Raw genomic sequence first — 24,999 nt, forward strand, 5'->3', positions numbered from 1 at the left:
GGCCCGGTTATTCTTTAACCGGCCGGAAGTATCAATGGGAGCAAAAAATGAGTGATGACGTAGCGTTGCCGCTGGAGTTTACCGAAGCCGCAGCCAATAAAGTAAAACACCTGATTGCGGATGAAGATAATCCGAACCTGAAACTGCGCGTGTATATTACCGGCGGCGGTTGCAGCGGTTTCCAGTATGGCTTCACCTTCGACGATCAGGTGAACGAAGGGGATATGACCATTGAGAAACAGGGTGTCGGCCTGGTGGTTGACCCGATGAGCCTGCAGTATCTGGTCGGCGGCTCTGTCGACTATACCGAAGGGCTGGAAGGTTCGCGCTTTATCGTGACCAACCCGAACGCGAAAAGCACCTGCGGCTGCGGATCCTCGTTCAGCGTGTAAAGCGAGTGCGACCGGGCGCCAACGTTAAAAACGGTAACCTCAGGTTACCGTTTTGCTTTTATGACCGTCCGTTATCGTCCAGCGCAAACGTCGGCAGCTTCAGGTGCCAGCGGATCGCCGCCAGACGAATCACCAGGGTCACCACCATCCCCATCATCGCCGAATTCTCCAGCGGGAGATGAAAGGTGTCGTGCGCGGTGGCGTGGACAATGCCGCCCACAATACAGGCGGTGGCGTAGATCTCGGTGCGCAGAATCATAGGAATTTCGCGCGCCAGCACGTCGCGGATTATCCCGCCGCCAACGCCGGTCACCACGCCCATGCACACCGCGACCAGCGGGCCGCTGCCGGCGAGAAACGCTTTATTCACCCCGATGCCGACAAACACCGCCAGACCGACGGCATCAAGAACGGGCAGGATCCATTTCGGCAGCCGGCGCGGCTGGCGGACCAGCAGGATGGTCAGCATGCTGGTGACCATCGCCACCACCAGATCGGTGGGATCTTTGACCCAGAATACCGGGCCATTCGCCAGCGCCATATCGCGGATGGTACCGCCGCCCACGGCCGTCACCACGCCTAACACCAGCACGCCGAATGGGTCCATACGCAATTTCCCCGCCAGCAGAACGCCGGAGATCGCGAAGACAGCTGTGCCAATAATATCCAGCCAATAGACAAGCATCGTTGATTCCCACTGAACATCCGGTATGCCGGATGGTTATTTTACCTGGTCGAGCGCCGCACAAAGTTGTTTGGCGGCGAGGATAATACGTGGGCTTGCGCGTTCAAACCAGTCGCTGTGTAACGCAATCAACGAAATGGTGAGCTGATGTTGCCAAAAGCGCTGCGCTTCGGCGATGCGGCTGGCGTCGCCGGTCACCACAATCGCCTGCGGCTGACGGGCCAGCACCTGTTCGCGGCTCACCTGCGGCCAGGGAACGCGGCTGGCGGCAAAGATATTCTCGCCGCCGCACAGCCTCAGCACCTGATCCTGAATTGAGCCGGGGCCGCTGGTGAATAGCGGTGCGGAACCGAACTGCAGGAAGACGCGTTTCTTCGGCGCGCTGGCATAGCGCGCTTTCAGCGCATCGTATTCCTGCTGCATCGCCTGCGCTGCCTGCTGTGCTTTTTCCGGCTGTGGACTCCACTGCGCCAGCTGACGCAGGGTGGCGATGATCTCTTCGATGGTCGAAGTCTGCACCCAGAGGACGTGGAGCCCCAGCGACTGCAGCTGGTTAACCTGACGTTCGGCATTGCCCCCGCGCCAGGCCAGCACCAGGTCTGGCTTGAGCGCTACGATGCGCTCCAGGTTCATTCCCTGCCAGCTGGCAACCTGCTCAATCGTTTTGGCCTGCGGCGGATAATCGGAATAGCTGCTGACGCCGACCGGCGTGATCCCGGCGGCAAAGGCCAGTTCGGTATTGGCGGGGGAGAGGGTGATCACCCGCGGCGCGGCCAGCAGCCACGCCGGGGCGAGTAACAGCAGCGCGGCAAGCGCGAAGGAGAGCGACTTAGCCACGTGCCAGGTTCTGTACCAGATTCTCCACCATCAGGGTGGACTGTCTGGCGGCGACCGCAAGGAACTCCTCAAAGCTGAGGTGAGACTGCTGGTCGGCCACATCGGAGATGGCGCGAACCACCACGAAAGGAATCTTAAAGTTATGGCAGACGTGAGCGATGGCGGTCGCTTCCATTTCCACAGCGATCGCCTGCGGGAAATTATGGCGGATCTTCGCCAGACCGACAGAGCCGTTAATGAAGGCATCACCGCTGACGATCAGGCCGCGAACGGCATTGAGATCTAACGCGTTAATGCAGCTCTCCGCCGCGGCCACCAGTTTTTCGTCCGCTTTAAAGCCGGCCGGACAGCCAGGCAACTGGCCGTACTCATAGCCGAAGGCGGTGACGTCGGCGTCGTGGTAGCGCGCTTCATCGGAGACGACGATATCGCCGACCTTCAGCGTCGGCGCCAGGCCGCCGGCAGAGCCGGTATTAATGATCACGTCAGGCTGGCAGCGCTCCAGCAGCAGGGTCGCGCCCATCGCCGCGGCCACTTTCCCGATACCAGACTTCAGCAGCGCGACGTCAACGCCGTGAAGTTGGCCGGTATAGATTTCGCTCCCGCCAATAGTGATAGTCTGGCGGTTTTCGATTTTGTCGCGCAGAAGGGTAACTTCCTCTTCCATAGCGCCAATAATGCCAATTTTCATAGATTTACTCGCGATGTGTCAGGTTTAGTTGCATAGTCTATCATGCGCTTAAGGGGAAGCGTATTGCTCGCGCGGGAGAGGCTATGGCAAAGATTGATTTTCGCAACAAGATAAACTGGCGTCGACGCTTCCGTTCGCCGCCGCGTGTCGAGACGGAGCGCGACATCCTGCGGATCTTCGAAAGCGATCGGGGACGGATCGTCAACTCGCCGGCAATCCGTCGCTTACAGCAAAAAACTCAGGTCTTCCCGCTGGAGCGCAACGCGGCGGTGCGTACCCGCCTGACCCACTCGCTGGAGGTGCAGCAGGTGGGACGCTATATCGCCAAAGAGGTGCTGAGCCGGCTGAAAGAGCTGAGGCTGCTGGAAGAGTATGGCCTGGAAGAGCTGACCGGGCCATTCGAGAGCGTGGTGGAGATGGCCTGCCTGATGCACGATATCGGCAATCCCCCGTTTGGCCATTTTGGCGAGGCGGCGATTAACGACTGGTTCCGCCAGCGTCTGGCGCCCGGCGATGCGCTCGGGCAGCCGCTGACCGACGATCGCTGTGAAGTGCAGGCATTACGCTTGCATGAAGGGGAAACGTCGCTTAACGCGCTGCGCCGCAAAGTGCGCCAGGATCTCTGCAGCTTTGAGGGCAACGCCCAGGGCATTCGTCTGGTCCATACGCTGATGCGCATGAATCTGACCTGGGCGCAGGTCGGCTGTATTCTGAAATATACTCGGCCGGCGTGGTGGTCTGAGGCGACGCCAGCCAGCCACAGCTATTTAATGAAAAAGCCTGGCTACTATTTAGCCGAAGAGGAGTATGTGGCGCGCCTGCGTAAAGAACTGGATCTGGCGCCTTACAATCGGTTCCCATTAACCTGGATTATGGAAGCCGCGGATGACATCTCATATTGCGTCGCGGATCTTGAGGACGCGGTGGAAAAACGTATTTTCAGCGCTGAGCAGCTTTATCAGCATCTTTACGACGCCTGGGGCTGCCATGAAAAAGGATCGTTATTCTCACAGGTAGTGGAAAATGCCTGGGAGAAATCACGAGCCAATTCCCTGAAACAGAGCGCGGAAGATCAGTTTTTTATGTATTTGCGGGTGAACACGCTGAATAAGCTGGTGCCCTACGCGGCGCGCCGATTTATTGACAACCTGCCGGCCATCTTTACGGGCGACTTTAATCATGCGCTGCTCGAGGACGACAGCGATTGCAGTCAGCTGCTGGAGCTTTATAAAAATGTGGCGATGAAACAGGTGTTTAGCCATCCGGATGTCGAGCAGCTGGAATTGCAGGGCTACCGGGTGATCAGTGGCCTGCTGGATATCTATCAGCCGCTGCTGAAATTATCGCTCGAGGATTTCAGCGAATTAGTGGCGCAGGAGCGGGTACGGCGTTTACCCATTGCCTCCCGGCTGTATCAGAAACTATCAACCCGCCACCGGCTGGCCTATGTGGAAGCGGTAAATAAGCTGGCGCGCACGGCGCCTGAATTTGCGCTGATGGAATACTATTATCGCTGCCGTCTGATTCAGGATTATATCAGCGGGATGACGGATTTGTATGCGTGGGATGAATATCGGCGGCTAATGGCGGTGGAATAAGCTGGAGTTTTGTAAAGATGGACAATAAATTTTTACTTTTTCCAGAAACTTAATTCCGGAACTTAGCGCTATAAAATGACTCTGATAGTCACGTACACAGCAACTTTCGTTTTCTGATATTGAGATTGAAACTGATGAAAAAAACCACGTTAGCAATGAGTGCACTGGCTCTGAGTTTAGGTCTGGCGTTGTCCCCGCTCTCTGCGAGCGCGGCAGAAACGGCATCTTCGGCCACTAATGCACAGCAGATGCCAAGCCTGGCCCCGATGCTGGAGAAGGTGATGCCGTCGGTGGTGAGCATTAACGTTGAAGGTAGCACCACCGTTAATACCCCACGGATGCCACGTAACTTCCAGCAGTTCTTTGGCGATAACTCGCCGTTCTGCCAGGACGGTTCTCCTTTCCAGAGTTCGCCGTTTTGCCAGGGCGGCGGACAGGGCGGTCAGCCTGACGGCGGCCAGCAGCAGAAATTTATGGCGCTGGGCTCCGGCGTGATCATTGATGCGGCCAAGGGGTATGTGGTGACCAACAACCACGTCGTGGACAACGCCACCACAATTAAGGTTCAACTGAGCGATGGCCGTAAGTTTGATGCCAAAGTGGTTGGCAAAGATCCGCGCTCTGATATCGCGCTGATTCAGATTCAGGATCCGAAAAACCTGACGGCGATTAAGCTCGCCGACTCTGACGCGCTGCGCGTTGGCGACTACACCGTGGCTATCGGTAACCCGTTCGGTCTGGGCGAAACCGTGACCTCCGGGATTGTTTCCGCGCTGGGTCGTAGCGGCCTGAACGTGGAAAACTACGAAAACTTTATCCAGACCGATGCGGCGATTAACCGCGGGAACTCCGGCGGCGCCCTGGTGAACCTCAACGGCGAGCTGATCGGCATCAACACCGCCATTCTGGCGCCGGACGGCGGCAACATCGGTATCGGTTTTGCTATCCCAAGCAACATGGTGAAAAACCTGACCGAGCAGATGGTGAAATATGGCCAGGTGAAACGCGGCGAGCTCGGCATCATGGGGACCGAACTGAACTCTGAGCTGGCGAAAGCGATGAAAGTCGACGCTCAGCGCGGCGCCTTTGTCAGCCAGGTGATGCCGGGGTCGGCGGCCGCGAAAGCGGGCATTAAAGCCGGCGACGTGATCACCTCTCTCAACGGGAAGGCGATCAGCAGCTTCGCCGCGCTGCGTGCCCAGGTCGGCACCATGCCTATCGGCAGCAAAGTTGAGCTTGGTCTGCTGCGCGACGGCAAACCGGTTACCGTGACCGTCGAACTGCAGCAGAGCAACCAGACCCAGGTTGACTCCAGCACCATCTTCAACGGGATTGAAGGGGCGGAAATGAGCAACAAGGGTCAGGACAAAGGTGTGGTGGTCAATAATGTGAAAGCCGGTACCCCGGCGGCGCAGATTGGCCTCAAGAAAGGCGACGTCATCGTCGGAGCGAACCAGCAGCCGGTGAAAAACATCGCCGATCTGCGGAAAATCTTCGACGCCAAACCGTCCGTGCTGGCGCTGAACATTCAGCGCGGCGACGCCTCTATCTATCTGCTGTTGCAGTAACAGTCAGCGCTCGCTCTCCAGCCCCTTCCCTCGCCGAGGGCAGGGGCTTTTTTTCGTTCTGTGACCGCTTCCACAACTCCACATATCTCACCCGGGCTTCGGGCATATGCACAATGCAGCAGAGCAACGACTCTTTTATGCTGGTGCCCTGCAAAGGGGAGGATTACATGGCTGGCTGGCATCTTGATACCAAAATGGCGCAGGATATTGTGGCGCGGACGATGCGCATCATCGATACCAACATCAACGTGATGGATGCCCGCGGGCGGATTATCGGCAGCGGCGATCGGGAAAGGATTGGTGAATTGCACGAAGGCGCGCTGCTGGTGCTTTCCCAGGGGCGGGTGGTGGATATCGACGATGCGGTGGCTCGCCATCTCCACGGGGTGCGCCAGGGCATTAACCTGCCGCTGCGCCTGGAGGGGGAGATTGTCGGGGTGATCGGCCTGACCGGCGAGCCGGAGTCGCTGCGAAAATATGGCGAGCTGGTGTGCATGACGGCTGAGATGATGCTGGAGCAGTCGCGACTGATGCATCTCCTGGCGCAGGACAGCCGTCTGCGCGAAGAGCTGGTGATGAACCTGATTCAGGCGGAAGAGCATACCCCGGCGCTGAACGAATGGGCGCAGCGTTTAGGAATTGATCTGAATCAGCCGCGCGTGGTGGCGATGATTGAGGTGGACAGCGGCCAGCTCGGCGTGGACAGCGCGATGGCGGAGCTACAGCAGTTGCAGAACGCGCTGACCACCCCCGATCGCAATAATCTGGTGGCCATTGTCTCGCTCACGGAAATGGTGGTGTTGAAACCGGCGCTGAACAGCTTTGGCCGCTGGGACGCAGACGATCACGTCCGCCGCGTCGAGCAGCTTATCGCCAGGATGAAAGAGAATGGGCAGCTCCGCTTCCGCGTGGCGCTGGGCAACTTCTTCACCGGTCCCGGGAGTATCGCCCGCTCTTACCGTACCGCACGCATGACGATGATGGTGGGCAAGCAGCGGATGCCGGAGAGCCGCTGCTACTTCTATCAGGATCTGATGCTGCCGGTGCTGCTTGACAGCCTGCGCGGCGGCTGGCAGGCCAATGAGCTGGCCCGTCCGCTGGCGCGTCTCAAGGCGATGGACAACAACGGGCTGCTGCGGCGAACGCTGCAGGCGTGGTTTCGCCATAACGTGCAGCCCCTGGCGACGTCAAAGGCGCTGTTTATTCATCGCAATACCCTGGAGTACCGGTTGAATCGTATCTCGGAGCTGACGGGGCTGGATCTTGGCAGCTTTGACGACCGGCTGCTGCTGTATATTGCGCTGCAGCTGGATGAACAACGCTAAGGCGTGGAGGTAAAAAAATGCCGGGTAGCGACTTGCCATACCCGGCCTTGGACGATGCATGCTGTCCTTAGCGGCTTGATACCGCCAGCCCGGTCAGGCGACGCGCCGCCGGGGATGCGCTTACTTACGGGTGAGCTTTTCCAGATCGGCTTCGATTTCGCTGATCTTATTGGTGACCACACTTTCCAGATGGCGTAAATCGTCGAGGATTTTACGCTTGAGATCGATTTCAGTGCGATCGCGCTGGCAGATCTGATCCAGCTCATCGATAACGTAGCGCAGGTTCGGGCTGATCTCCTGGACCTCTTTGTAGCCCTGGCCGACGCCGTCGGCGACGACGGTTTTGCGCTGACGCGGATATTTGAACTTCACGCTCTTGGCGAAGAATTCGCCTTTGTCTTTCTGAAAGTAAATTTTCAGAATGTCATTGTTAGCTTCCTGCCGCAGGCTATAGCGATCGATCTCATCAGGGTTGGTAATGCCAAGACTTTTCAGATTATCGTACATAACGGTACCTTTGATAGCATCATAACCATTGAATAATTAACGAAAAAATCCATTTTCGCCAGCATCAAATATAAAAAAAGCGGGATATCTCCCGCTTTTTATTTGCTTTAGTCGATGGTGCGCAGCAGTTCGTTAATGCCGACCTTGCCGCGGGTTTTGGCATCGACTTTCTTCACGATCACCGCGCAGTACAGGCTGTATTTACCATCTTTCGACGGCAGGTTGCCTGATACCACTACCGAGCCAGCCGGTACGCGGCCGTAGAAGACTTCGCCGGTTTCGCGATCGTAGATTTTGGTGCTCTGACCGAGGTAAACGCCCATGGAGATCACGGAGCCTTCTTCGACAATCACCCCTTCAACCACTTCAGAGCGCGCGCCGATGAAGCAGTTATCTTCGATGATGGTCGGGTTCGCCTGCAGCGGCTCCAGTACGCCACCAATGCCGACGCCGCCGGACAGGTGAACGTTTTTACCGATCTGCGCGCAGGAGCCGACGGTGGCCCAGGTGTCAACCATGGTGCCTTCGTCAACGTAGGCGCCGATGTTCACATAGGACGGCATCAGCACGGTGTTGCGGGCGATGAACGCGCCCTGACGAACCGCTGCCGGCGGCACCACGCGGAAACCTTCTTTCTGGAAACGCGCTTCGTCATAGTCAGCGAATTTCATCGGGACTTTATCGAAGTAGCGGCTTTCCGCACCATCGATAACCTGGTTATCGTTAATACGGAAAGAGAGCAGTACCGCCTTCTTCAGCCACTGATGCGTCACCCACTGACCGTCGATCTTCTCAGCGACGCGCAGCGCGCCGGAATCCAGAAGGGCGATAACCTGGTTAACCGCTTCGCGGGTCACGGTATCCACATTAGCCGGCGTGATGTCGGCGCGACGCTCGAAAGCGGACTCAATAACGTTCTGTAACTGCTGCATTGTTTCTTTCCATTCACTAAAAAAAATACGTCACCCTTTATCGTTTGGATTGAGGGCCGCTGTCAACCGTTGTTGCACTTCTTGTTGCAGCTCATTATTAAGGGCACGCCGGTCGGCGGTAGCGATTATAAATAAATCTTCTACTCGCTCACCAATTGTCGTAATTCGCGCCCCGTGAAGCGAAATTCCGAGGTCGGCGAATACCTGACCGACACGGGCGAGCAGCCCGGGCTGGTCAAGGGCTATCAGCTCGAGAAACGATTTCCGATCGGTATGGGTCGGCAGGAAATTTACCTCGGTGTCCACCGAGAAATGACGCAGTTTTGCCGCCTGACGACGGGGCGCCGGGGGCTCCCAACTGCGCTGCGTGATGGTCTGTTCCAGACCCTGGCGGATCGCTTCGTGGCGATCGGCGGACAGCGGACTGCCGTCGGGTTCGAGGACAATAAAGGTGTCCATCGCCATGCCGTCGCGGGTGGTGAAGATCTGCGCATCGTGGACGCTGAGGTTGCGACGGTCCAGTTCGCCACACACCGCGGCGAACAGGTAAGGGCGATCCGGGCTCCAGATAAAAATCTCCGTTCCGCCGCGGGTGGCCTGCGAGCTCAGGAGGATCATCGGCTTATTCAGATCGTGGCGCAGCAGGTTGCGGGCGTGCCAGGCGAGCTGCGTCGGCGTATGTCGCACGAAATAGTTGGCGCGGCAGCGGTTCCAGATCTGATGCAGCGCCTCTTCATTAATATTGTCCATCCGCAGCAGGGCCAGCGCCTGCAACTGATGGTGACGCACGCGTTCGCGCATGTCCGGGGTGCTTTGCATGCCGCGACGTAGCTGTTTTTCAGTGGCAAAATAGAGTTCGCGCAGCAGGCTCTGCTTCCAGCTGTTCCACAGGGTTTCGTTGGTGGCGCAGATATCGGCGACGGTCAGACACACCAGATAGCGCAGGCGATTTTCCGTTTGCACCTCCTCGGCGAACTGCTTAATCACCTCCGGATCCTGAATATCGCGCCGCTGGGCGGTGACCGACATCAGCAAGTGGTGACGCACCAGCCAGGCGACCAGCTGCGTTTCCCGGGAGTTCAGCCCGTGCAGCTCGGCAAACTTCAGCACATCCTGCGCGCCGAGGATCGAGTGGTCGCCGCCGCGCCCTTTGGCGATGTCGTGGAACAGGGCGGCGATTAAAATCAGCTCCGGGTGCGTTAAGCGCGGCCATAGCTCCACGCACAGCGGGTGGCGGCTACGAGTCTCTTCTTTAGCAAAACTCTCCAGCTTGAGCATCACGCGGATGGTGTGTTCATCGACGGTATAGGCGTGAAACAGGTCGAACTGCATCTGGCCGACGATATGGGACCACTGCGGCATATAGGCCCACAGCACGCTGTGACGATGCATCGGCAGCAGTCCGCGACTCACTGCTCCCTGATGGCGCAGCATGCTGAGAAAGAGCGTGCGCGCCTCCGGGATATAGCACAGCGGCTGGGTCAGATGGCGGCGGGCGTGGCGCAGATGGCGCAACGTCGTGGAGTAGATGCCGGTGATGGTGCTGTTGCGCACCATAATATAAAACATGCGCAGAATGGCCTGCGGCTCGCGAATAAACAGCGTATCGTCACGCAGATCGATCAGCGTGCCGCGCAGCTGGAAGTCATCATCGATCGGGCGCGGTTTTTCATCCTCGGTCAGCGCAAGGATGGCCTCTTCAAACAGCTGCAGCAGCATCTGGTTCAGCTCGCTCACCCGGCGGGTGACGCGGAAGAAGTCCTTCATCATATGCTCAATCGGCTGGTTGCCGTCGCCTTCATAGCCGAGCCGGCGGGCGACGCTGAGCTGGCGGTCGAAAAGCAGGCGGTTGTCATAGCGAGTGAGTTCGAGATGCAGCGCGAAGCGGATACGCCACAGTTGATGCAGACACTCGTTGAGCTCATTGCGCTCGGCTTCGGTCAGAAAACCGAAGCCGACCATCTCATCCATTGAGGTGGCGCCGAAATGGCGGCGAGCCACCCACTGTAGCGTATGGATATCGCGCAGGCCGCCGGGACTGCTTTTCACGTCCGGCTCGAGGTTATAGCTGGTGCCGTGATAACGCTGATGACGGACGTTCTGCTCTTCGACCTTGGCGGCGAAGAACTTTTCTGATGGCCAGAAGCCGTCGCTAAAAATATGTTTTTGCAGCTCAAGGAACAGCGCGACATCGCCGATCAGCAGGCGCGATTCGATTAAGTTCGTGGCGACGGTGAGATCTGAAAGCCCTTCCAGTAAACACTCTTCGAGAGTGCGTACGCTATGGCCTACCTCCAGTTTGACGTCCCACAGCAGCGTCAGCAGTTCGCCGACCTTTTGCGCCTGGTCGTCCGGCAGCTTTTTGCGGCTGAGGATCAGCAGATCGACGTCAGAAAGCGGATGCAGCTCGCCGCGGCCATAGCCGCCGACGGCCACCAGCGCCAGGTCGCAGACGGATTCGAATCCACTGGCGATCCACAACCGCTGCAGCAGCTGGTCGATAAATTCGGTGCGCGCCGCAATGAGCAGCTCCGCGGCGATACCGGCGTCAAACGCCTCGCCCAGCCAGTGCTGAAAGGTATCGATGTGCGCCTTTATTGCAGCACAGTTCAGATCGCCCTGCGGCCAGCTCACCGGATGTTCCGGCGGGATGGGCAGAAGAGGGGAGGCTGTGTCAGGTAATGAGTTGCTCATCGCGTCACCATAAGAAAAAACTATCTAATAAAAAAGCCGGCGGGCGCCGGCTTTTCATCATTCATCGTGCGAGATTATCGCCGGGATGGTGTCATCCTTACGTAGCGTCAGAATTTCGCAGCCGTTGTCTGTCACCACAATAGTATGCTCATACTGTGCAGACAAGCTCCGGTCTTTAGTTTTCACCGTCCAGCCGTCTTTCATGCTGCGGATCTCTTTTTTACCGGCGTTGACCATCGGCTCGATGGTAAAGGTCATGCCTGGTTTGAGCACGACGTTGGTTTCCGGCGAGTCGTAGTGCAGCACCTGCGGCTCTTCATGGAAGCCGCGGCCGATGCCATGACCGCAGTATTCGCGAACCACGGAGAATCCTTCCGCTTCCACATATTTCTGGATCGCCGCGCCGATGGTGCGCAGATTGATGCCCGGCTTAACCATCTTCAGCGCCAGGTACAGGCTTTCCTGAGTGATGCGGCACAGGCGCTCGCCGAGAATCGTCGGTTTGCCGACGATAAACATTTTGGAGGTATCGCCATGGAAATCATCTTTAATGACGGTCACGTCGATATTCACGATATCGCCATCTTTCAGCAGTTTGCCGTCGTCAGGGATACCGTGACAGACCACTTCGTTGACCGAAATGCAGACGGATTTCGGATAGCCGTGATAGCCGAGACAGGCGGAAATGGCCTTCTGCTCGTTAACGATATAGTCGTTACAGATACGGTCCAGTTCGCCAGTGCTGACGCCCGGCTTAACCCAGGGTTCGATCATTTCCAGCACTTCAGCGGCCAGGCGACCGGCAACGCGCATTTTTTCAATATCTTCAGATGTCTTAATAGAGATAGCCATGGAGTATGTCCAGCAGTGTCGATATTTTCGACAATAATAGAGTAAGTCCTGTCAATGGTAACAGTCCGGGCAGGCTGGTGCCAAACTGAGAATCATTAACAGCACGCGACGTCAACAAGAGTTGGTGTCTGGGGGGATTTTGTGGTATAAAGCGCGCCGGACTTCCGATCCATCTCAGATACACAGGATGGACGGGAGCGACAAATCTCACTTTGTGTAACAACACACACGTATCGGCACATATTCCGGGGTGCCCTTTGGGGTCGGTAATATGGGATACGTGGAGGCATAACCCCAATTTAATCTATAGAGGTTTTAAACATGGCAACTGTTTCCATGCGCGACATGCTCAAGGCTGGTGTTCACTTCGGTCACCAGACCCGTTACTGGAACCCGAAAATGAAGCCGTTCATCTTCGGTGCGCGTAACAAAGTCCACATCATCAACCTTGAGAAAACCGTACCGATGTTCAACGACGCTCTGGCTGAACTGAACAAGATCGCTGCTCGTAAAGGTAAAATCCTTTTCGTTGGTACTAAGCGCGCTGCAAGCGAAGCGGTAAAAGACGCTGCTCTGAGCTGCGACCAGTTCTTCGTGAACCATCGCTGGCTGGGCGGTATGCTGACTAACTGGAAAACCGTTCGTCAGTCCATCAAACGTCTGAAAGACCTGGAAACTCAGTCCCAGGACGGTACTTTCGACAAGCTGACCAAGAAAGAAGCGCTGATGCGTACTCGTGAGCTGGACAAGCTGGAAAACAGCCTGGGCGGTATCAAAGACATGGGCGGCCTGCCGGACGCACTGTTCGTAATCGACGCTGACCACGAGCACATCGCTATCAAAGAAGCAAACAACCTGGGCATCCCGGTATTTGCTATCGTTGATACCAACTCTGATCCGGACGGCGTAGACTTCGTTATCCCGGGTAACGACGATGCAATCCGCGCAGTAAGCCTGTACCTGGGCGCTGTTGCTGCTACCGTTCGTGAAGGTCGCTCTCAGGACCTGGCTTCTCAGGCGGAAGAAAGCTTCGTAGAAGCTGAATAATAAGGTTTAAGCCCTTATTAGTACCGTGTATGAATAGGGGCCCATTATCGGCCCCTTTTTTCAATTTACGCTGTTTGGCCGTTGGCCGGGCAGTATCCACATCTCCCGAGGATTTTAGAATGGCTGAAATTACCGCTTCCCTGGTAAAAGAGCTGCGCGAACGTACTGGCGCAGGCATGATGGATTGCAAAAAAGCGCTGACTGAAGCGAATGGCGACATCGAGCTGGCAATCGAAAACATGCGTAAATCCGGCGCGATCAAAGCGGCGAAGAAAGCAGGCAACGTGGCTGCTGACGGCGTGATCAAAACCAAAATCGAAGGCAACTACGGTTACATTCTGGAAGTTAACTGCCAGACTGACTTCGTTGCTAAAGATGGTGGTTTCCAGGCATTTGCTGACAAAGTACTGGACGCCGCTGTTGCGGGTAAAATCTCCGACGTTGAAGTTCTGAAAGCGCAGTTCGAAGAAGAACGTGTTGCCCTGGTTGCTAAAATCGGCGAGAACATCAACATCCGTCGTATCGCTGTTCTGGAAGGCGACGTTCTGGGCAGCTACCAGCACGGTGCGCGCATCGGCGTTCTGGTTGCCGCTAAAGGCGCTGACGAAGAGCTGGTTAAGCAGCTGGCAATGCACGTTGCTGCAAGCAAGCCGGAATTCGTTAAGCCGGAAGACGTGTCTGCTGAAGTGGTAGAGAAAGAGTACCAGGTTCAGCTGGACATCGCGATGCAGTCCGGTAAGCCGAAAGAAATCGCAGAGAAAATGGTTGAAGGCCGCATGAAGAAATTCACCGGCGAAGTTTCTCTGACTGGTCAGCCTTTCGTCATGGAGCCGAGCAAATCTGTTGGTCAGCTGCTGAAAGAGCACAACGCTGACGTGACTGGCTTCATCCGCTTTGAAGTGGGCGAAGGCATCGAGAAAGTTGAGACTGACTTTGCAGCAGAAGTTGCTGCGATGTCCAAGCAGTCTTAATTTTTACAAGGAGCCGCCTGAGGGCGGCTTCTTTTTGCGCCCATTTTGTAAATTCAGCCAACTGCTTATAGTGACCGCGCTGAAATGCGACATACAATGTCGCCGGAATTCTCACATCTCATTCGTTGACAGTCTCAGGAAAGAAACATGGCTACCAATGCAAAACCCGTCTACAAACGTATTCTGCTGAAATTAAGTGGCGAAGCGCTGCAGGGCTCAGAAGGCTTCGGTATTGATGCAAGCATACTTGACCGCATGGCTCAGGAGATCAAAGAGCTGGTTGAGCTGGGTATTCAGGTTGGCGTAGTAATTGGTGGCGGTAACCTGTTCCGTGGTGCTGGTCTGGCGAAAGCGGGTATGAACCGCGTTGTGGGCGACCACATGGGCATGCTGGCAACGGTTATGAATGGCCTCGCGATGCGCGATGCGCTCCACCGCGCCTATGTGAACGCTCGTCTGATGTCCGCCATTCCGCTGAACGGTGTGTGCGACAACTACAGCTGGGCAGAGGCGATCAGCCTGCTGCGCAACAACCGCGTGGTGATCCTTTCCGCGGGTACCGGCAACCCGTTCTTTACCACCGATTCCGCAGCCTGCCTGCGCGGTATTGAAATTGAAGCCGATGTGGTGCTGAAAGCCACCAAGGTTGACGGCGTATTCACCGCTGATCCGGCCAAAGATCCTTCCGCCACGATGTACGATCAGCTGACCTACAGCGAAGTGCTGGAAAAAGAGCTGAAAGTGATGGATCTCGCGGCCTTCACCCTGGCGCGTGACCATAAATTGCCGATTCGCGTCTTCAACATGAACAAACCTGGCGCCCTGCGTCGCGTGGTGATGGGCGAAAAAGAAGGCACATTGATCACGGAATAATTCCCGTCAGCGCCAAATCCGGGTAATATTCCGCTTTACTTTCGCGGGGATATTACCCGGTGATTTTCATTAAATCTGACTATACTTAGCTCATTTTCCGACGGGTGCCCCGTCTGGTCTGACTGAGACAAGCTTTCAAGGATTCGTAACGTGATTAGCGATATCAGAAAAGATGCTGAAATCCGCATGGAAAAATGCGTCGAAGCATTCAAAAACCAAATCAGCAAAATTCGCACGGGTCGTGCTTCTCCGAGCCTGCTGGACGGGATTGTTGTTGAATACTACGGTACGCCGACCCCGCTGCGCCAGCTGGCCAGCGTCACCGTCGAAGACTCCCGTACCCTGAAAATCAACGTCTTTGACCGTTCTATGTCCGCGGCCGTTGAAAAAGCGATCATGGCGTCCGACCTCGGTCTGAACCCAAGCTCTGCCGGCAGCGATATTCGTGTTCCGTTGCCGCCGCTGACCGAAGAGCGTCGTAAAGATCTGACCAAGATCGTGCGTGGTGAAGCTGAGCAGGCGCGCGTTGCCGTACGTAACGTTCGCCGCGACGCCAACGACAAAGTCAAAGCGCTGCTGAAAGAGAAAGAGATCAGCGAGGATGACGATCGCCGTTCTCAGGACGACGTGCAGAAAATGACTGACGCCGCCATCAAGAAAGTTGACGCGGCGCTGGCAGACAAAGAAGCAGAACTGATGCAGTTCTGATGCTCTGCCCTTACTCGGGCCTGACAGCGTCTGGTCTGAGTAAAATCCGAAACGCCGTACAGAAGACTGTACGCTCAATTCTCGGGATTGCGTTGCGACCGCTGGCCTTGTAGCCTTTAGCGCTAAGTTGAAGGCCTAATGCCGCCGTCTTATCCCTGATAATTGCTGCGTAGGGGCTTGCTGGCGGCGTTTTGCTTTTTATTCTGTTTCCACTCTTCTGGACGTCTCATGAAGCAATTAACCGTTCTCGGTTCGACCGGCTCCATTGGCTGTAGCACGCTGGACGTGGTGCGCCATAATCCCGGTCGCTTTTCCGTCGCCGCGCTGGTCGCGGGGAAAAACGTTGACCGTATGGTTGAACAATGCCTTGAATTTACCCCCCGTTACGCCGTGATGGACGATGCGCAAAGCGCTGAGCGATTGCGCACCCGTCTGCAGGAACATGGCTGCCGTACCGAGGTGCTGAGCGGCCAGCAGGCGGCGGCAGAGGTCGCAGCGCTGGAGGAGGTCGATCAGGTGATGGCGGCTATCGTCGGCGCGGCGGGGCTGGTGCCGACGCTGGCGGCGATCCGCGCCGGGAAAACGGTGTTGTTAGCGAATAAAGAGTCGCTGGTGACCTGCGGTCGCTTGTTCATGGAGGCGGTTCAACGGTCGGGGGCGCGATTGCTGCCGGTCGATAGCGAACATAACGCGATTTTTCAGAGTATGCCGGAGACAATTCAGCAGCATCTGGGATACGCTGACCTGGCGCAGAATGGCGTTTCATCCATCCTGCTGACCGGCTCGGGCGGGCCTTTCCGTGATACAGCGGTAGCTGAACTGGCGGCGATGACGCCGGATCAGGCCTGCCGTCATCCTAACTGGTCGATGGGACGCAAGATCTCCGTTGACTCCGCTACGATGATGAACAAAGGCCTGGAATATATTGAAGCGCGCTGGCTGTTTAACGCCTCGGCCCGGCAGATGGAGGTCCTTATCCATCCGCAGTCGGTGATCCACTCGATGGTTCGCTATCAGGACGGCAGCGTGCTGGCGCAGCTTGGAGAGCCGGATATGCGCACGCCGATCGCCCATACCATGGGCTGGCCGCAACGGCTTAACTCCGGCGCTAAGCCGCTGGACTTCTGCCAGCTGAGCAATCTGAGCTTCTCCGCGCCAGACTATACGCGGTATCCGTGCCTGAAGCTGGCGATGGAGGCGTTTGACGTCGGCCAGGCGGCGACCACCACGCTGAATGCGGCCAATGAAGAGTCGGTTGCCGCGTTTCTGCATGGCGATATCCGCTTTACCGATATTGCGGCGGTTAACCAGACTGTGCTGGATAAGATGAACCTGCAGGAGCCGCAAAGCATTGATGACGTTCTGGTTATCGACGCTGAGGCCCGCGCGGTTGCTCATCAACAGCTGAAACGGTTGGTCACCCAGGCGTAACGCGGTGATATTTGTGGGCGCAAAGCTTCAGTGATATAGTCTGCGCCACCCGATCGTTGCATTTTGTTGTTAAAGATTACGGTGGCCGTGGCAAAACACGGCTTTTTTGCGTAAAGCTTTTGGTTGTTCTCTGCGATTGGCTGCAGCCCCGGCACCGGATAAAAATGCGTATCCAGCGCGGCCCGGTGGCCTCTGTTTGGTGGCTAGTTAATCCTTATTATGGACTTAAAACGCGTGATGTTGTCTGCTAATCAAACTGTCAGCGAAATATCGCCCACACATGGCTGCCGTCATGTCGCCATTATTATGGATGGCAACGGCCGTTGGGCGAAACGGCAAGGTAAAATTCGCGCTTTCGGGCATAAGGCCGGTGCGAAATCCGTGCGTCGCGCGGTCTCTTTCGCGGCGAATAATGGGATTGAGGCGTTAACGTTATACGCGTTCAGCAGCGAAAACTGGAACCGTCCGGCTCAGGAAGTCAGTGCGCTGATGGAGCTGTTCGTCTGGGCGCTGGATAGCGAAGTCAAAAGCCTGCACCGACACAATGTGCGTTTGCGGATTATTGGCGACACCACGCGCTTCAATGCGCGCCTGCAGGAGCGTATCCGCAAAGCGGAAGCGCTGACCGCGAACAATACCGGCTTAACGCTGAATATTGCGGCCAATTACGGCGGTCGCTGGGATATTACCCAGGGCGTTCGTTTGCTGGCGAAACAGGTACAGGACGGGACGCTGCTGCCTGAGCAGATCACGGAAGACATGCTGAGCCAGCAGGTCTGCATGCATGAACTGGCTCCCGTAGATTTAGTTATTAGGACCGGGGGAGAGCACCGAATAAGTAATTTTCTGATTTGGCAAATTGCCTATGCCGAACTTTACTTTACGGATGTTCTTTGGCCCGATTTTGCTGAACAGGACTTTGAAGGTGCACTCCATGCCTTTGTTAATCGAGAGCGTCGTTTCGGCGGCACTGAGCCGGGTGGCAGTCATGCCTGATGGGGGTCACTTTTGCTGAAGTATCGCCTGATATCTGCTTTCGTCTTAATCCCCGTCGTCATTGCGGCGCTGTTTTTATTGCCGCCTATGGGATTTGCTATCGTGACCCTGGTGGTCTGTATGCTCGCCGCATGGGAGTGGGGGCAACTGAGTGGTTTCACCTCGACGTCGCAGCGGGTCTGGCTGGCGGTGTTGTGCGGCCTTCTGCTGGCGGCGATGCTGTTTCTGCTGCCGGAATACCATTATGACGTTCATCAACCGATGGTTGAAGGCTCGCTGTGGGCCTCTTTCGTCTGGTGGATCGTCGCGCTGCTGCTGGTGCTCTCTTATCCGGCGTCGGCGGCATTCTGGCGTCACTCTAAAGTGCTGCGCCTCATCTTCGGTATCCTGACCATTGTCCCGTTTTTCTGGGGCATGCTGGCGCTACGCGCCTGGCACTATACCGATAACCATTACAGCGGTGCGCTGTGGCTCCTGTACGTGATGATTCTGGTCTGGGGCGCGGATTCCGGCGCCTATATGTTTGGCAAAATGTTTGGCAAGCACAAGCTGGCGCCGAAGGTTTCGCCGGGAAAAACCTGGCAGGGCTTTTTTGGCGGTTTGCTGACCGCGGCGGTGATCTCCTGGGCCTACGGGGTGTGGGCCCATCTTGACGTTACGCCAACGGTGCTGCTGGTCTGTTCGGTGGTAGCCGCCCTGGCTTCGGTGCTGGGCGATCTGACGGAAAGTATGTTTAAGCGCGAGGCCGGCATTAAGGACAGCGGGCACTTGATTCCCGGACACGGCGGTATTCTCGATCGTATCGACAGCCTGACGGCGGCGGTGCCGGTCTTCGCCTGTCTGCTACTGTTGGTCTTCAGGACGATTTGACGGAAGGTGATATGCTGAGCGTGCTCTGGAATCTGGCAGCTTTTATCATTGCGCTTGGCGTACTGATTACGGTGCATGAGTTTGGCCATTTTTGGGTAGCGCGTCGCTGCGGTATCCGGGTTGAGCGTTTTTCTATCGGCTTCGGCAAAGCGCTGTGGCGGCGGATGGATAAGCAGGGTACGGAGTTCGTCATTGCCCTGATCCCGCTGGGCGGCTACGTCAAGATGCTGGATGAGCGTGTTGAAGCGGTGGCGCCGGAGATGCGCCACTACGCGTTCAATAATAAAACCGTCGGCCAGCGCGCGGCGGTGATTGCCGCCGGTCCCATCGCTAACTTCCTTTTCGCTATCTTTGCCTACTGGCTGGTCTTCATCATCGGCGTTCCTGGGGTCCGTCCGGTAGTGGGTGAAATAACGCCCAATTCGGTTGCCGCGCAAGCACAAATTGCAAAAGGAACGGAACTTAAAGCGATAGATGGTATCGAAACGCCTGATTGGGATGCGGTGCGTCTGCAGCTGGTGGCCAAAATCGGCAACCCGCAAACAATACTTACCGTCGCCCCTTTCGGGACTAATCAGCGCCAGGATAAAATCGTCGATCTGCGGCACTGGGCGTTTGAGCCAGACAAGCAAGATCCCGTCACGTCGCTGGGGATCCAGCCGCGCAGCGCGCAGATTGATACAGTGCTGGCGGAGGTCCAGGCGGGCTCGGCAGCGCAGAAAGCAGGTTTGCAAGCGGGGGACCGGATCGTTAAAGTCGATGGTCAACCGTTAACGCAGTGGATGACGTTTGTTAATCTGGTGCGCGATAATCCGGGCAAAGCGCTGGCGCTGGAGATTGAACGGCAGGGGAGTGCGCTGCCGTTAACCCTGACGCCGGATGCAAAAACGGTGAAAGGTAAGGCAGAAGGGTTCGCAGGGGTGGTGCCAAAGGTCATCCCGCTGCCTGAAGAATACAAGACAGTACGTCAGTACGGACCGTTTGCCGCCATCGCTGAAGCCACGGATAAAACCTGGCAGCTGATGTCACTGACGGTCAGGATGCTGGGTAAATTGATAACCGGTGATGTCAAACTGAACAACCTCAGTGGGCCGATCTCTATCGCTCAGGGGGCTGGAATGTCAGCGGAGTTTGGGTTGATTTATTATCTGATGTTCCTTGCGCTGATTAGCGTGAACCTCGGAATCATCAACCTGTTCCCACTACCCGTACTGGATGGGGGACATCTGCTGTTTTTGGCGATTGAAAAGCTGAAGGGCGGGCCGGTATCCGAGCGAGTTCAAGACTTTAGTTATCGCATTGGCTCAATACTGCTGGTGCTGTTAATGGGGCTTGCACTTTTCAATGATTTCTCTCGGTTATAAGAGAGTTTGTTAGGAAGAACGCATAATAACGATGGCGATGAAAAAGTTGCTCATAGCGTCGCTGCTGTTTAGCAGCGCGACTGTATACGGTGCTGAAGGGTTCGTGGTGAAGGACATTCATTTCGAAGGCTTGCAGCGTGTCGCTGTTGGTGCGGCCCTCCTCAGTATGCCAGTGCGTCCTGGCGATACGGTGACCGACGATGATATCAGTAACACTATTCGCGCGCTGTTTGCCACTGGCAACTTCGAGGACGTCCGCGTCCTGCGCGATGGTGATACCCTGCTGGTGCAGGTGAAAGAGCGTCCGACGATCGCCAGCATCACCTTCTCCGGCAACAAGTCGGTGAAAGATGACATGCTCAAGCAGAACCTTGAGGCCTCTGGCGTTCGGGTGGGCGAGTCGCTTGACCGCACGACCATCGCGGATATCGAGAAGGGCCTCGAGGATTTCTACTACAGCGTCGGTAAATACAGCGCCAGCGTCAAAGCGGTCGTTACCCCGCTGCCGCGTAACCGTGTCGACCTGAAACTGGTCTTCCAGGAAGGCGTCTCCGCTAAAATTCAGCAGATCAACATCGTCGGCAACCATGCGTTTTCGACTGATGAGCTGATCTCCCACTTCCAGCTGCGCGATGAAGTGCCGTGGTGGAACGTGGTCGGCGACCGTAAATACCAGAAGCAGAAACTGGCGGGCGACCTTGAAACCCTGCGCAGCTACTACCTGGATCGCGGCTATGCCCGTTTCAACATCGATTCTACCCAGGTCAGCCTGACGCCGGATAAGAAAGGGATCTATATCACCGTCAACATCACCGAAGGCGATCAGTACAAGTTTTCCGGGGTGCAGGTGACGGGCAACCTCGCCGGCCATTCCGCGGAAATCGAAGCGCTGACCAAAGTCGAGCCGGGTGAACTGTATAACGGCGCGAAAGTGACCAAGATGGAAAACGACATCAAGAAACTGTTGGGTCGTTATGGTTACGCCTACCCGCGCGTACAGTCGCAGCCGGAGATCAACGACAGCGATAAAACCGTTAAGCTGCACGTCAACGTCGACGCGGGCAACCGCTATTACGTGCGTAAAATTCGCTTCGAAGGCAACGACACCTCCAAAGACGCCGTTCTGCGCCGCGAAATGCGCCAGATGGAAGGCGCGTGGCTGGGCAGCGACCTCGTCGATCAGGGTAAAGACCGTCTTAACCGTTTAGGCTTCTTCGAAACGGTCGATACCGATACCCAGCGCGTACCAGGCAGTCCGGACCAGGTCGACGTAGTCTACAAGGTGAAAGAGCGTAACACCGGTAGCTTCAACTTCGGTATCGGTTACGGTACCGAGAGCGGCGTCAGCTTCCAGGCGGGCGTTCAGCAGGATAACTGGTTAGGTACTGGCTATGCTGTTGGGATCAACGGCACCAAAAACGACTACCAGACCTATACCGAGCTGTCGGTGACCAACCCGTACTTCACCGTAGACGGTGTGAGCCTCGGCGGTCGTATCTTCTATAATGACTTTGACGCGAACGATGCGGATCTGTCTGACTATACCAACAAAAGCTATGGTACAGACGTCACGCTGGGCTTCCCGGTCAACGAATACAACACGCTGCGCGCGGGCGTCGGGTATGTGCATAACTCCCTGTCCAATATGCAGCCGCAGGTGGCGATGTGGCGTTACCTGAACTCGATGGGCCAGTATCCGGACAACACCAACGACCGGAACTCGTTCAGTGCGAATGACTTCACCTTCAACTACGGTTGGACCTATAACAAGCTTGACCGCGGCTTCTTCCCAACCGAAGGTTCGCGCGTCAACCTGAACGGTAAAGTGACCATTCCGGGTTCGGACAACGAATACTACAAAGCGACGTTGGATACCGCCACCTATGTGCCGATCGACAACGATCATGAATGGGTGGTGCTGGGTCGTACCCGCTTTGGCTATGGCGATGGTATCGGCGGCAAAGAGATGCCGTTCTATGAGAACTTCTATGCAGGTGGCTCCAGCACCGTGCGTGGCTTCCAGTCGAACACCATTGGTCCGAAGGCGGTGTACTTCCCGTCGAGCAGCCGTCATGATGGCGACAGCGGCTATACCAACGACTGTAAGAGCACCGAATCCGCACCGTGTAAATCCGATGATGCGGTGGGCGGTAACGCCATGGCGGTGGCCAGCCTGGAGCTGATTACCCCGACGCCGTTTATTAGTGACAAATATGCGAACTCGGTCCGGACTTCCTTCTTCTGGGATATGGGTACCGTATGGGATACTCACTGGGATTCGAACGCGTACGCTGGATATCCGGATTACAGCGATCCGAGCAACATCCGTATGTCTGCGGGTATTGCCGTGCAGTGGATGTCGCCGTTGGGGCCGTTGGTCTTCTCCTACGCCCAACCGTTCAAAAAGTACGATGGAGACAAAGCCGAACAGTTCCAGTTTAACATTGGTAAAACCTGGTAATTGTTGGCGGCAACGGAATGCAAGTGCAGTATAGCGCTGACCGTAGGCGATAACGCGTTTATCGCCTCGCCACGCAAATAACGGTACCCCTGGGTACTCATGGGATGGTAAGGAGTTTATTGTGAAAAAGTGGTTATTAGCTGCAGGTCTGGGTTTGGCAATGGTAACTTCCGCTCAGGCGGCAGATAAAATTGCCCTGGTGAACATGAACAGCCTGTTCCAACAGGTTGCCCAGAAAACTGGCGTTTCCAACACGCTGGAAAACGAGTTCAAAGGCCGCGCTAGCGAACTGCAGCGTATGGAAGGCGACCTGCAGTCTAAAATGCAGCGTCTGCAGTCCATGAAGCCGGGCGCCGATCGTACCAAACTGGAAAAAGACGTGATGGCTCAGCGCCAGACCTTCTCCCAGAAAGCGCAGGCGTTTGAACAGGATCGCGCTCGTCGTTCCAACGAAGAGCGTGGCAAACTGGTGACCCGTATCCAGACTGCCGTACAGAGCGTAGCGAAAGATCAGAGCATCGATCTGGTGGTTGACGCGAATGCCGTTGCATACAACAGCAGCGATGTAAAAGACATCACCGCTGATGTGCTGAAACAGGTTAAATAAGTAATGCCTTCAATTCGACTGGCTGATCTCGCGCAGCAGTTGGATGCAGAATTACACGGTGATGGCGACATCGTCATCACCGGCGTTGCGTCCATGCAGAGCGCGAAAACGGGCCAAATCACTTTCATGGTCAACCCTAAGTACCGTGAGCACCTGGCCGCTTGCCAGGCTTCTGCCGTTGTGATGACGCAGGATGATTTGCCTTTTGCCCATAGCGCCGCGCTGGTAGTGCGTAATCCCTACCTGACCTATGCGCGCATGGCTCAAATTCTGGATACCACGCCGCAGCCGGCACAGGATATCGCGCCGAGCGCGGTTATCGATCCGACGGCGAAGCTGGGTAGCAACGTTGCCATCGGCGCCAACGCCGTTATCGAATCCGGGGTAGTGCTGGGTGATAACGTGGTCATCGGCGCAGGCTGCTTCGTTGGGAAAAATACGAAAATAGGTGCCGGCTCGCGTCTGTGGGCCAATGTGACCGTTTACCATGAGATTGAGATCGGCGAGAATTGCCTGATCCAGTCCAGCACGGTGATCGGCGCGGATGGCTTCGGCTACGCCAACGATCGCGGCAACTGGGTGAAGATCCCGCAGCTGGGTCGCGTCATTATTGGCGATCGCGTGGAGATCGGCGCCTGCACCACAATTGACCGCGGCGCGCTGGACGATACCGTGATTGGCAACGGGGTTATCATTGATAACCAGTGCCAGATTGCGCATAACGTGGTGATTGGCGACAATACCGCGGTTGCCGGCGGCGTTATCATGGCAGGCAGCCTGAAAATCGGCCGCTACTGCATGATTGGCGGCGCCAGCGTGATTAACGGCCATATGGAAATCTGCGATAAGGTCACCGTCACGGGGATGGGGATGGTGATGCGTCCTATCAGCGAACCTGGCGTATACTCCTCCGGTATTCCGCTGCAGCCGAACAAGGCGTGGCGTAAAACCGCTGCGCTGGTGATGAATATTGACGAGATGAGCAAGCGCCTGAAAGCGATTGAGCGCAAGGTTAATCAACAAGACTAATTCATCATTTGGTCACATGACATTTCCGGCCTGTTGCATTCGCTAAAAGATTGCCGCAGGCCGTGTTATTATTGCCTTTTAGTACATTTAGACAGGAAGAGTATTTTGACTACTGACACTCATACTCTGCACATTGAAGAGATTCTGGAACTTCTGCCTCACCGTTACCCGTTCCTGCTGGTAGATCGCGTGCTGGATTTTGAAGAAGGTCGTTTTCTGCGCGCAGTAAAAAATGTTTCTGTAAACGAGCCGTTTTTCCAGGGGCATTTCCCTGGTAAGCCGATTTTGCCGGGCGTCCTGATTCTGGAAGCAATGGCGCAGGCCACCGGGATTCTGGCATTCAAAAGCGTTGGAAAACTGGAACCAGGCGAGCTGTATTACTTCGCGGGCATCGATGAAGCACGTTTCAAACGCCCGGTAGTACCAGGCGATCAGATGATTATGGAAGTCACTTTCGAGAAAACCCGCCGCGGCCTGACCCGTTTCAAAGGCGTTGCGCTGGTTGACGGTAAAGTGGTTTGCGAAGCGACGATGATGTGTGCGCGTAGCCGGGAGGCCTGA

23 protein-coding genes are annotated in these 24,999 nt (G+C 56.1%); 16 read left to right on the forward strand and 7 right to left on the reverse strand.

Going from position 1 to position 24,999, the window contains the following annotated elements:
* The first annotated feature begins 47 nt into the window (after positions 1-47).
* A complete protein-coding gene (gene erpA / locus ABLU73_RS20070; protein WP_002889275.1) occupies positions 48-392 on the forward strand; it encodes an iron-sulfur cluster insertion protein ErpA in 345 nt (114 codons plus the stop codon).
* 58 nt (positions 393-450) lie between these two features.
* On the opposite strand, the gene ABLU73_RS20075 is transcribed toward erpA, so the two are convergent.
* The 3 genes from ABLU73_RS20075 to mtnN are packed head-to-tail and all read right to left on the reverse strand — an operon-like array spanning position 451 to position 2,605.
* The gene (locus ABLU73_RS20075) at positions 451-1,077 is read right to left on the reverse strand and encodes a TRIC cation channel family protein (RefSeq protein ID WP_004204437.1); all 627 of its coding nucleotides are present in this window, start codon (positions 1,075-1,077) and stop codon (positions 451-453) included.
* 36 nt (positions 1,078-1,113) lie between these two features.
* On the reverse strand, positions 1,114-1,914 hold the full coding sequence (gene btuF, locus ABLU73_RS20080; RefSeq protein ID WP_130943009.1) for a vitamin B12 ABC transporter substrate-binding protein BtuF: 801 nt from the start codon (positions 1,912-1,914) through the stop codon (positions 1,114-1,116).
* Positions 1,907-2,605, reverse strand: coding sequence for a 5'-methylthioadenosine/S-adenosylhomocysteine nucleosidase (gene mtnN / locus ABLU73_RS20085; protein WP_211773601.1), 699 nt, complete (start codon positions 2,603-2,605; stop codon positions 1,907-1,909). The genes btuF and mtnN overlap by 8 nt, the downstream gene beginning before the upstream one ends.
* A gap of 83 nt (positions 2,606-2,688) precedes the next feature.
* On the opposite strand from mtnN, the gene dgt reads away from it, so the two are divergent.
* From dgt to cdaR, 3 genes are all read left to right on the forward strand, one after another.
* Entirely contained in the window at positions 2,689-4,203 is a 1,515-nt protein-coding gene (gene dgt / locus ABLU73_RS20090) for a dGTPase (RefSeq protein ID WP_004204441.1), read from the forward strand.
* Positions 4,204-4,337: 134 nt separating this feature from the next.
* The gene (degP, locus tag ABLU73_RS20095; RefSeq protein WP_004145870.1) at positions 4,338-5,771 is read left to right on the forward strand and encodes a serine endoprotease DegP; all 1,434 of its coding nucleotides are present in this window, start codon (positions 4,338-4,340) and stop codon (positions 5,769-5,771) included.
* Positions 5,772-5,938: 167 nt separating this feature from the next.
* Positions 5,939-7,096, forward strand: coding sequence for a DNA-binding transcriptional regulator CdaR (gene cdaR / locus ABLU73_RS20100; RefSeq protein ID WP_348850406.1), 1,158 nt, complete (start codon positions 5,939-5,941; stop codon positions 7,094-7,096).
* A gap of 120 nt (positions 7,097-7,216) precedes the next feature.
* Here the strand turns inward: cdaR and ABLU73_RS20105 are convergent, their stop codons facing one another.
* The 4 genes from ABLU73_RS20105 to map all read right to left on the reverse strand — a co-directional run bounded on the left by ABLU73_RS20105 (position 7,217) and on the right by map (position 12,081).
* Complete coding sequence (locus ABLU73_RS20105; protein WP_002889292.1) at positions 7,217-7,603, reverse strand: DUF3461 family protein; 387 nt, start codon at positions 7,601-7,603, stop codon at positions 7,217-7,219.
* 107 nt (positions 7,604-7,710) lie between these two features.
* Positions 7,711-8,535: a 2,3,4,5-tetrahydropyridine-2,6-dicarboxylate N-succinyltransferase gene (gene dapD, locus ABLU73_RS20110; protein WP_002889295.1), complete on the reverse strand. Its 825-nt coding sequence runs from the start codon at positions 8,533-8,535 to the stop codon at positions 7,711-7,713.
* A gap of 30 nt (positions 8,536-8,565) precedes the next feature.
* Positions 8,566-11,229, reverse strand: coding sequence for a bifunctional uridylyltransferase/uridylyl-removing protein GlnD (glnD, locus tag ABLU73_RS20115; protein WP_017900651.1), 2,664 nt, complete (start codon positions 11,227-11,229; stop codon positions 8,566-8,568).
* Positions 11,230-11,286: 57 nt separating this feature from the next.
* A complete protein-coding gene (gene map / locus ABLU73_RS20120) occupies positions 11,287-12,081 on the reverse strand; it encodes a type I methionyl aminopeptidase (RefSeq protein WP_004204446.1) in 795 nt (264 codons plus the stop codon).
* Between the two features lie 321 nt (positions 12,082-12,402).
* On the opposite strand from map, the gene rpsB reads away from it, so the two are divergent.
* The 12 genes from rpsB to fabZ all read left to right on the forward strand — a co-directional run bounded on the left by rpsB (position 12,403) and on the right by fabZ (position 24,999).
* On the forward strand, positions 12,403-13,128 hold the full coding sequence (gene rpsB, locus ABLU73_RS20125) for a 30S ribosomal protein S2 (protein WP_004204447.1): 726 nt from the start codon (positions 12,403-12,405) through the stop codon (positions 13,126-13,128).
* A gap of 119 nt (positions 13,129-13,247) precedes the next feature.
* Entirely contained in the window at positions 13,248-14,099 is an 852-nt protein-coding gene (gene tsf / locus ABLU73_RS20130) for a translation elongation factor Ts (RefSeq protein WP_004151930.1), read from the forward strand.
* A 147-nt stretch (positions 14,100-14,246) separates the two neighbouring features.
* The gene (pyrH, locus tag ABLU73_RS20135; RefSeq protein WP_002889306.1) at positions 14,247-14,972 is read left to right on the forward strand and encodes a UMP kinase; all 726 of its coding nucleotides are present in this window, start codon (positions 14,247-14,249) and stop codon (positions 14,970-14,972) included.
* Positions 14,973-15,122: 150 nt separating this feature from the next.
* Positions 15,123-15,680: a ribosome recycling factor gene (gene frr / locus ABLU73_RS20140; protein WP_002889308.1), complete on the forward strand. Its 558-nt coding sequence runs from the start codon at positions 15,123-15,125 to the stop codon at positions 15,678-15,680.
* Between the two features lie 228 nt (positions 15,681-15,908).
* Entirely contained in the window at positions 15,909-17,111 is a 1,203-nt protein-coding gene (ispC, locus tag ABLU73_RS20145; RefSeq protein ID WP_017900652.1) for a 1-deoxy-D-xylulose-5-phosphate reductoisomerase, read from the forward strand.
* Positions 17,112-17,348: 237 nt separating this feature from the next.
* Positions 17,349-18,107, forward strand: coding sequence for a (2E,6E)-farnesyl-diphosphate-specific ditrans,polycis-undecaprenyl-diphosphate synthase (gene ispU, locus ABLU73_RS20150; RefSeq protein ID WP_002889316.1), 759 nt, complete (start codon positions 17,349-17,351; stop codon positions 18,105-18,107).
* A gap of 12 nt (positions 18,108-18,119) precedes the next feature.
* Complete coding sequence (gene cdsA / locus ABLU73_RS20155; RefSeq protein WP_004204449.1) at positions 18,120-18,977, forward strand: phosphatidate cytidylyltransferase; 858 nt, start codon at positions 18,120-18,122, stop codon at positions 18,975-18,977.
* Between the two features lie 11 nt (positions 18,978-18,988).
* Positions 18,989-20,341 (forward strand): sigma E protease regulator RseP, encoded by a 1,353-nt coding sequence (rseP, locus tag ABLU73_RS20160; protein WP_004204451.1) that lies wholly within the window; start codon positions 18,989-18,991, stop codon positions 20,339-20,341.
* Positions 20,342-20,372: 31 nt separating this feature from the next.
* Positions 20,373-22,802, forward strand: a complete 2,430-nt coding sequence (gene bamA, locus ABLU73_RS20165; RefSeq protein ID WP_004204452.1) for an outer membrane protein assembly factor BamA — start codon at positions 20,373-20,375, stop codon at positions 22,800-22,802.
* A gap of 121 nt (positions 22,803-22,923) precedes the next feature.
* Positions 22,924-23,409: a molecular chaperone Skp gene (gene skp / locus ABLU73_RS20170; RefSeq protein WP_002889325.1), complete on the forward strand. Its 486-nt coding sequence runs from the start codon at positions 22,924-22,926 to the stop codon at positions 23,407-23,409.
* A 3-nt stretch (positions 23,410-23,412) separates the two neighbouring features.
* Complete coding sequence (gene lpxD, locus ABLU73_RS20175) at positions 23,413-24,438, forward strand: UDP-3-O-(3-hydroxymyristoyl)glucosamine N-acyltransferase (protein WP_004204453.1); 1,026 nt, start codon at positions 23,413-23,415, stop codon at positions 24,436-24,438.
* Between the two features lie 105 nt (positions 24,439-24,543).
* The gene (fabZ, locus tag ABLU73_RS20180; RefSeq protein WP_004145858.1) at positions 24,544-24,999 is read left to right on the forward strand and encodes a 3-hydroxyacyl-ACP dehydratase FabZ; all 456 of its coding nucleotides are present in this window, start codon (positions 24,544-24,546) and stop codon (positions 24,997-24,999) included.

The sequence above is a fragment of the Klebsiella sp. GG_Kp175 genome (assembly GCF_040062325.1).
In the GTDB taxonomy this organism is placed as follows: domain Bacteria; phylum Pseudomonadota; class Gammaproteobacteria; order Enterobacterales; family Enterobacteriaceae; genus Klebsiella; species Klebsiella quasipneumoniae.

Bases quoted from the DNA above. Each gene is read 5' to 3' on its own strand.
- erpA (WP_002889275.1), top strand. From the start codon at position 48: ATGAGTGATGACGTAGCGTTGCCGCTGGAGTTTACCGAAGCCGCAGCC.
- ABLU73_RS20075 (WP_004204437.1), bottom strand. From the start codon at position 1,077: ATGCTTGTCTATTGGCTGGATATTATTGGCACAGCTGTCTTCGCGATC.
- mtnN (WP_211773601.1), bottom strand. From the start codon at position 2,605: ATGAAAATTGGCATTATTGGCGCTATGGAAGAGGAAGTTACCCTTCTG.
- dgt (WP_004204441.1), top strand. From the start codon at position 2,689: ATGGCAAAGATTGATTTTCGCAACAAGATAAACTGGCGTCGACGCTTC.
- degP (WP_004145870.1), top strand. From the start codon at position 4,338: ATGAAAAAAACCACGTTAGCAATGAGTGCACTGGCTCTGAGTTTAGGT.
- cdaR (WP_348850406.1), top strand. From the start codon at position 5,939: ATGGCTGGCTGGCATCTTGATACCAAAATGGCGCAGGATATTGTGGCG.
- ABLU73_RS20105 (WP_002889292.1), bottom strand. From the start codon at position 7,603: ATGTACGATAATCTGAAAAGTCTTGGCATTACCAACCCTGATGAGATC.
- dapD (WP_002889295.1), bottom strand. From the start codon at position 8,535: ATGCAGCAGTTACAGAACGTTATTGAGTCCGCTTTCGAGCGTCGCGCC.
- glnD (WP_017900651.1), bottom strand. From the start codon at position 11,229: ATGAGCAACTCATTACCTGACACAGCCTCCCCTCTTCTGCCCATCCCG.
- map (WP_004204446.1), bottom strand. From the start codon at position 12,081: ATGGCTATCTCTATTAAGACATCTGAAGATATTGAAAAAATGCGCGTT.
- rpsB (WP_004204447.1), top strand. From the start codon at position 12,403: ATGGCAACTGTTTCCATGCGCGACATGCTCAAGGCTGGTGTTCACTTC.
- tsf (WP_004151930.1), top strand. From the start codon at position 13,248: ATGGCTGAAATTACCGCTTCCCTGGTAAAAGAGCTGCGCGAACGTACT.
- pyrH (WP_002889306.1), top strand. From the start codon at position 14,247: ATGGCTACCAATGCAAAACCCGTCTACAAACGTATTCTGCTGAAATTA.
- ispC (WP_017900652.1), top strand. From the start codon at position 15,909: ATGAAGCAATTAACCGTTCTCGGTTCGACCGGCTCCATTGGCTGTAGC.
- ispU (WP_002889316.1), top strand. From the start codon at position 17,349: ATGTTGTCTGCTAATCAAACTGTCAGCGAAATATCGCCCACACATGGC.
- rseP (WP_004204451.1), top strand. From the start codon at position 18,989: ATGCTGAGCGTGCTCTGGAATCTGGCAGCTTTTATCATTGCGCTTGGC.
- bamA (WP_004204452.1), top strand. From the start codon at position 20,373: ATGGCGATGAAAAAGTTGCTCATAGCGTCGCTGCTGTTTAGCAGCGCG.
- lpxD (WP_004204453.1), top strand. From the start codon at position 23,413: ATGCCTTCAATTCGACTGGCTGATCTCGCGCAGCAGTTGGATGCAGAA.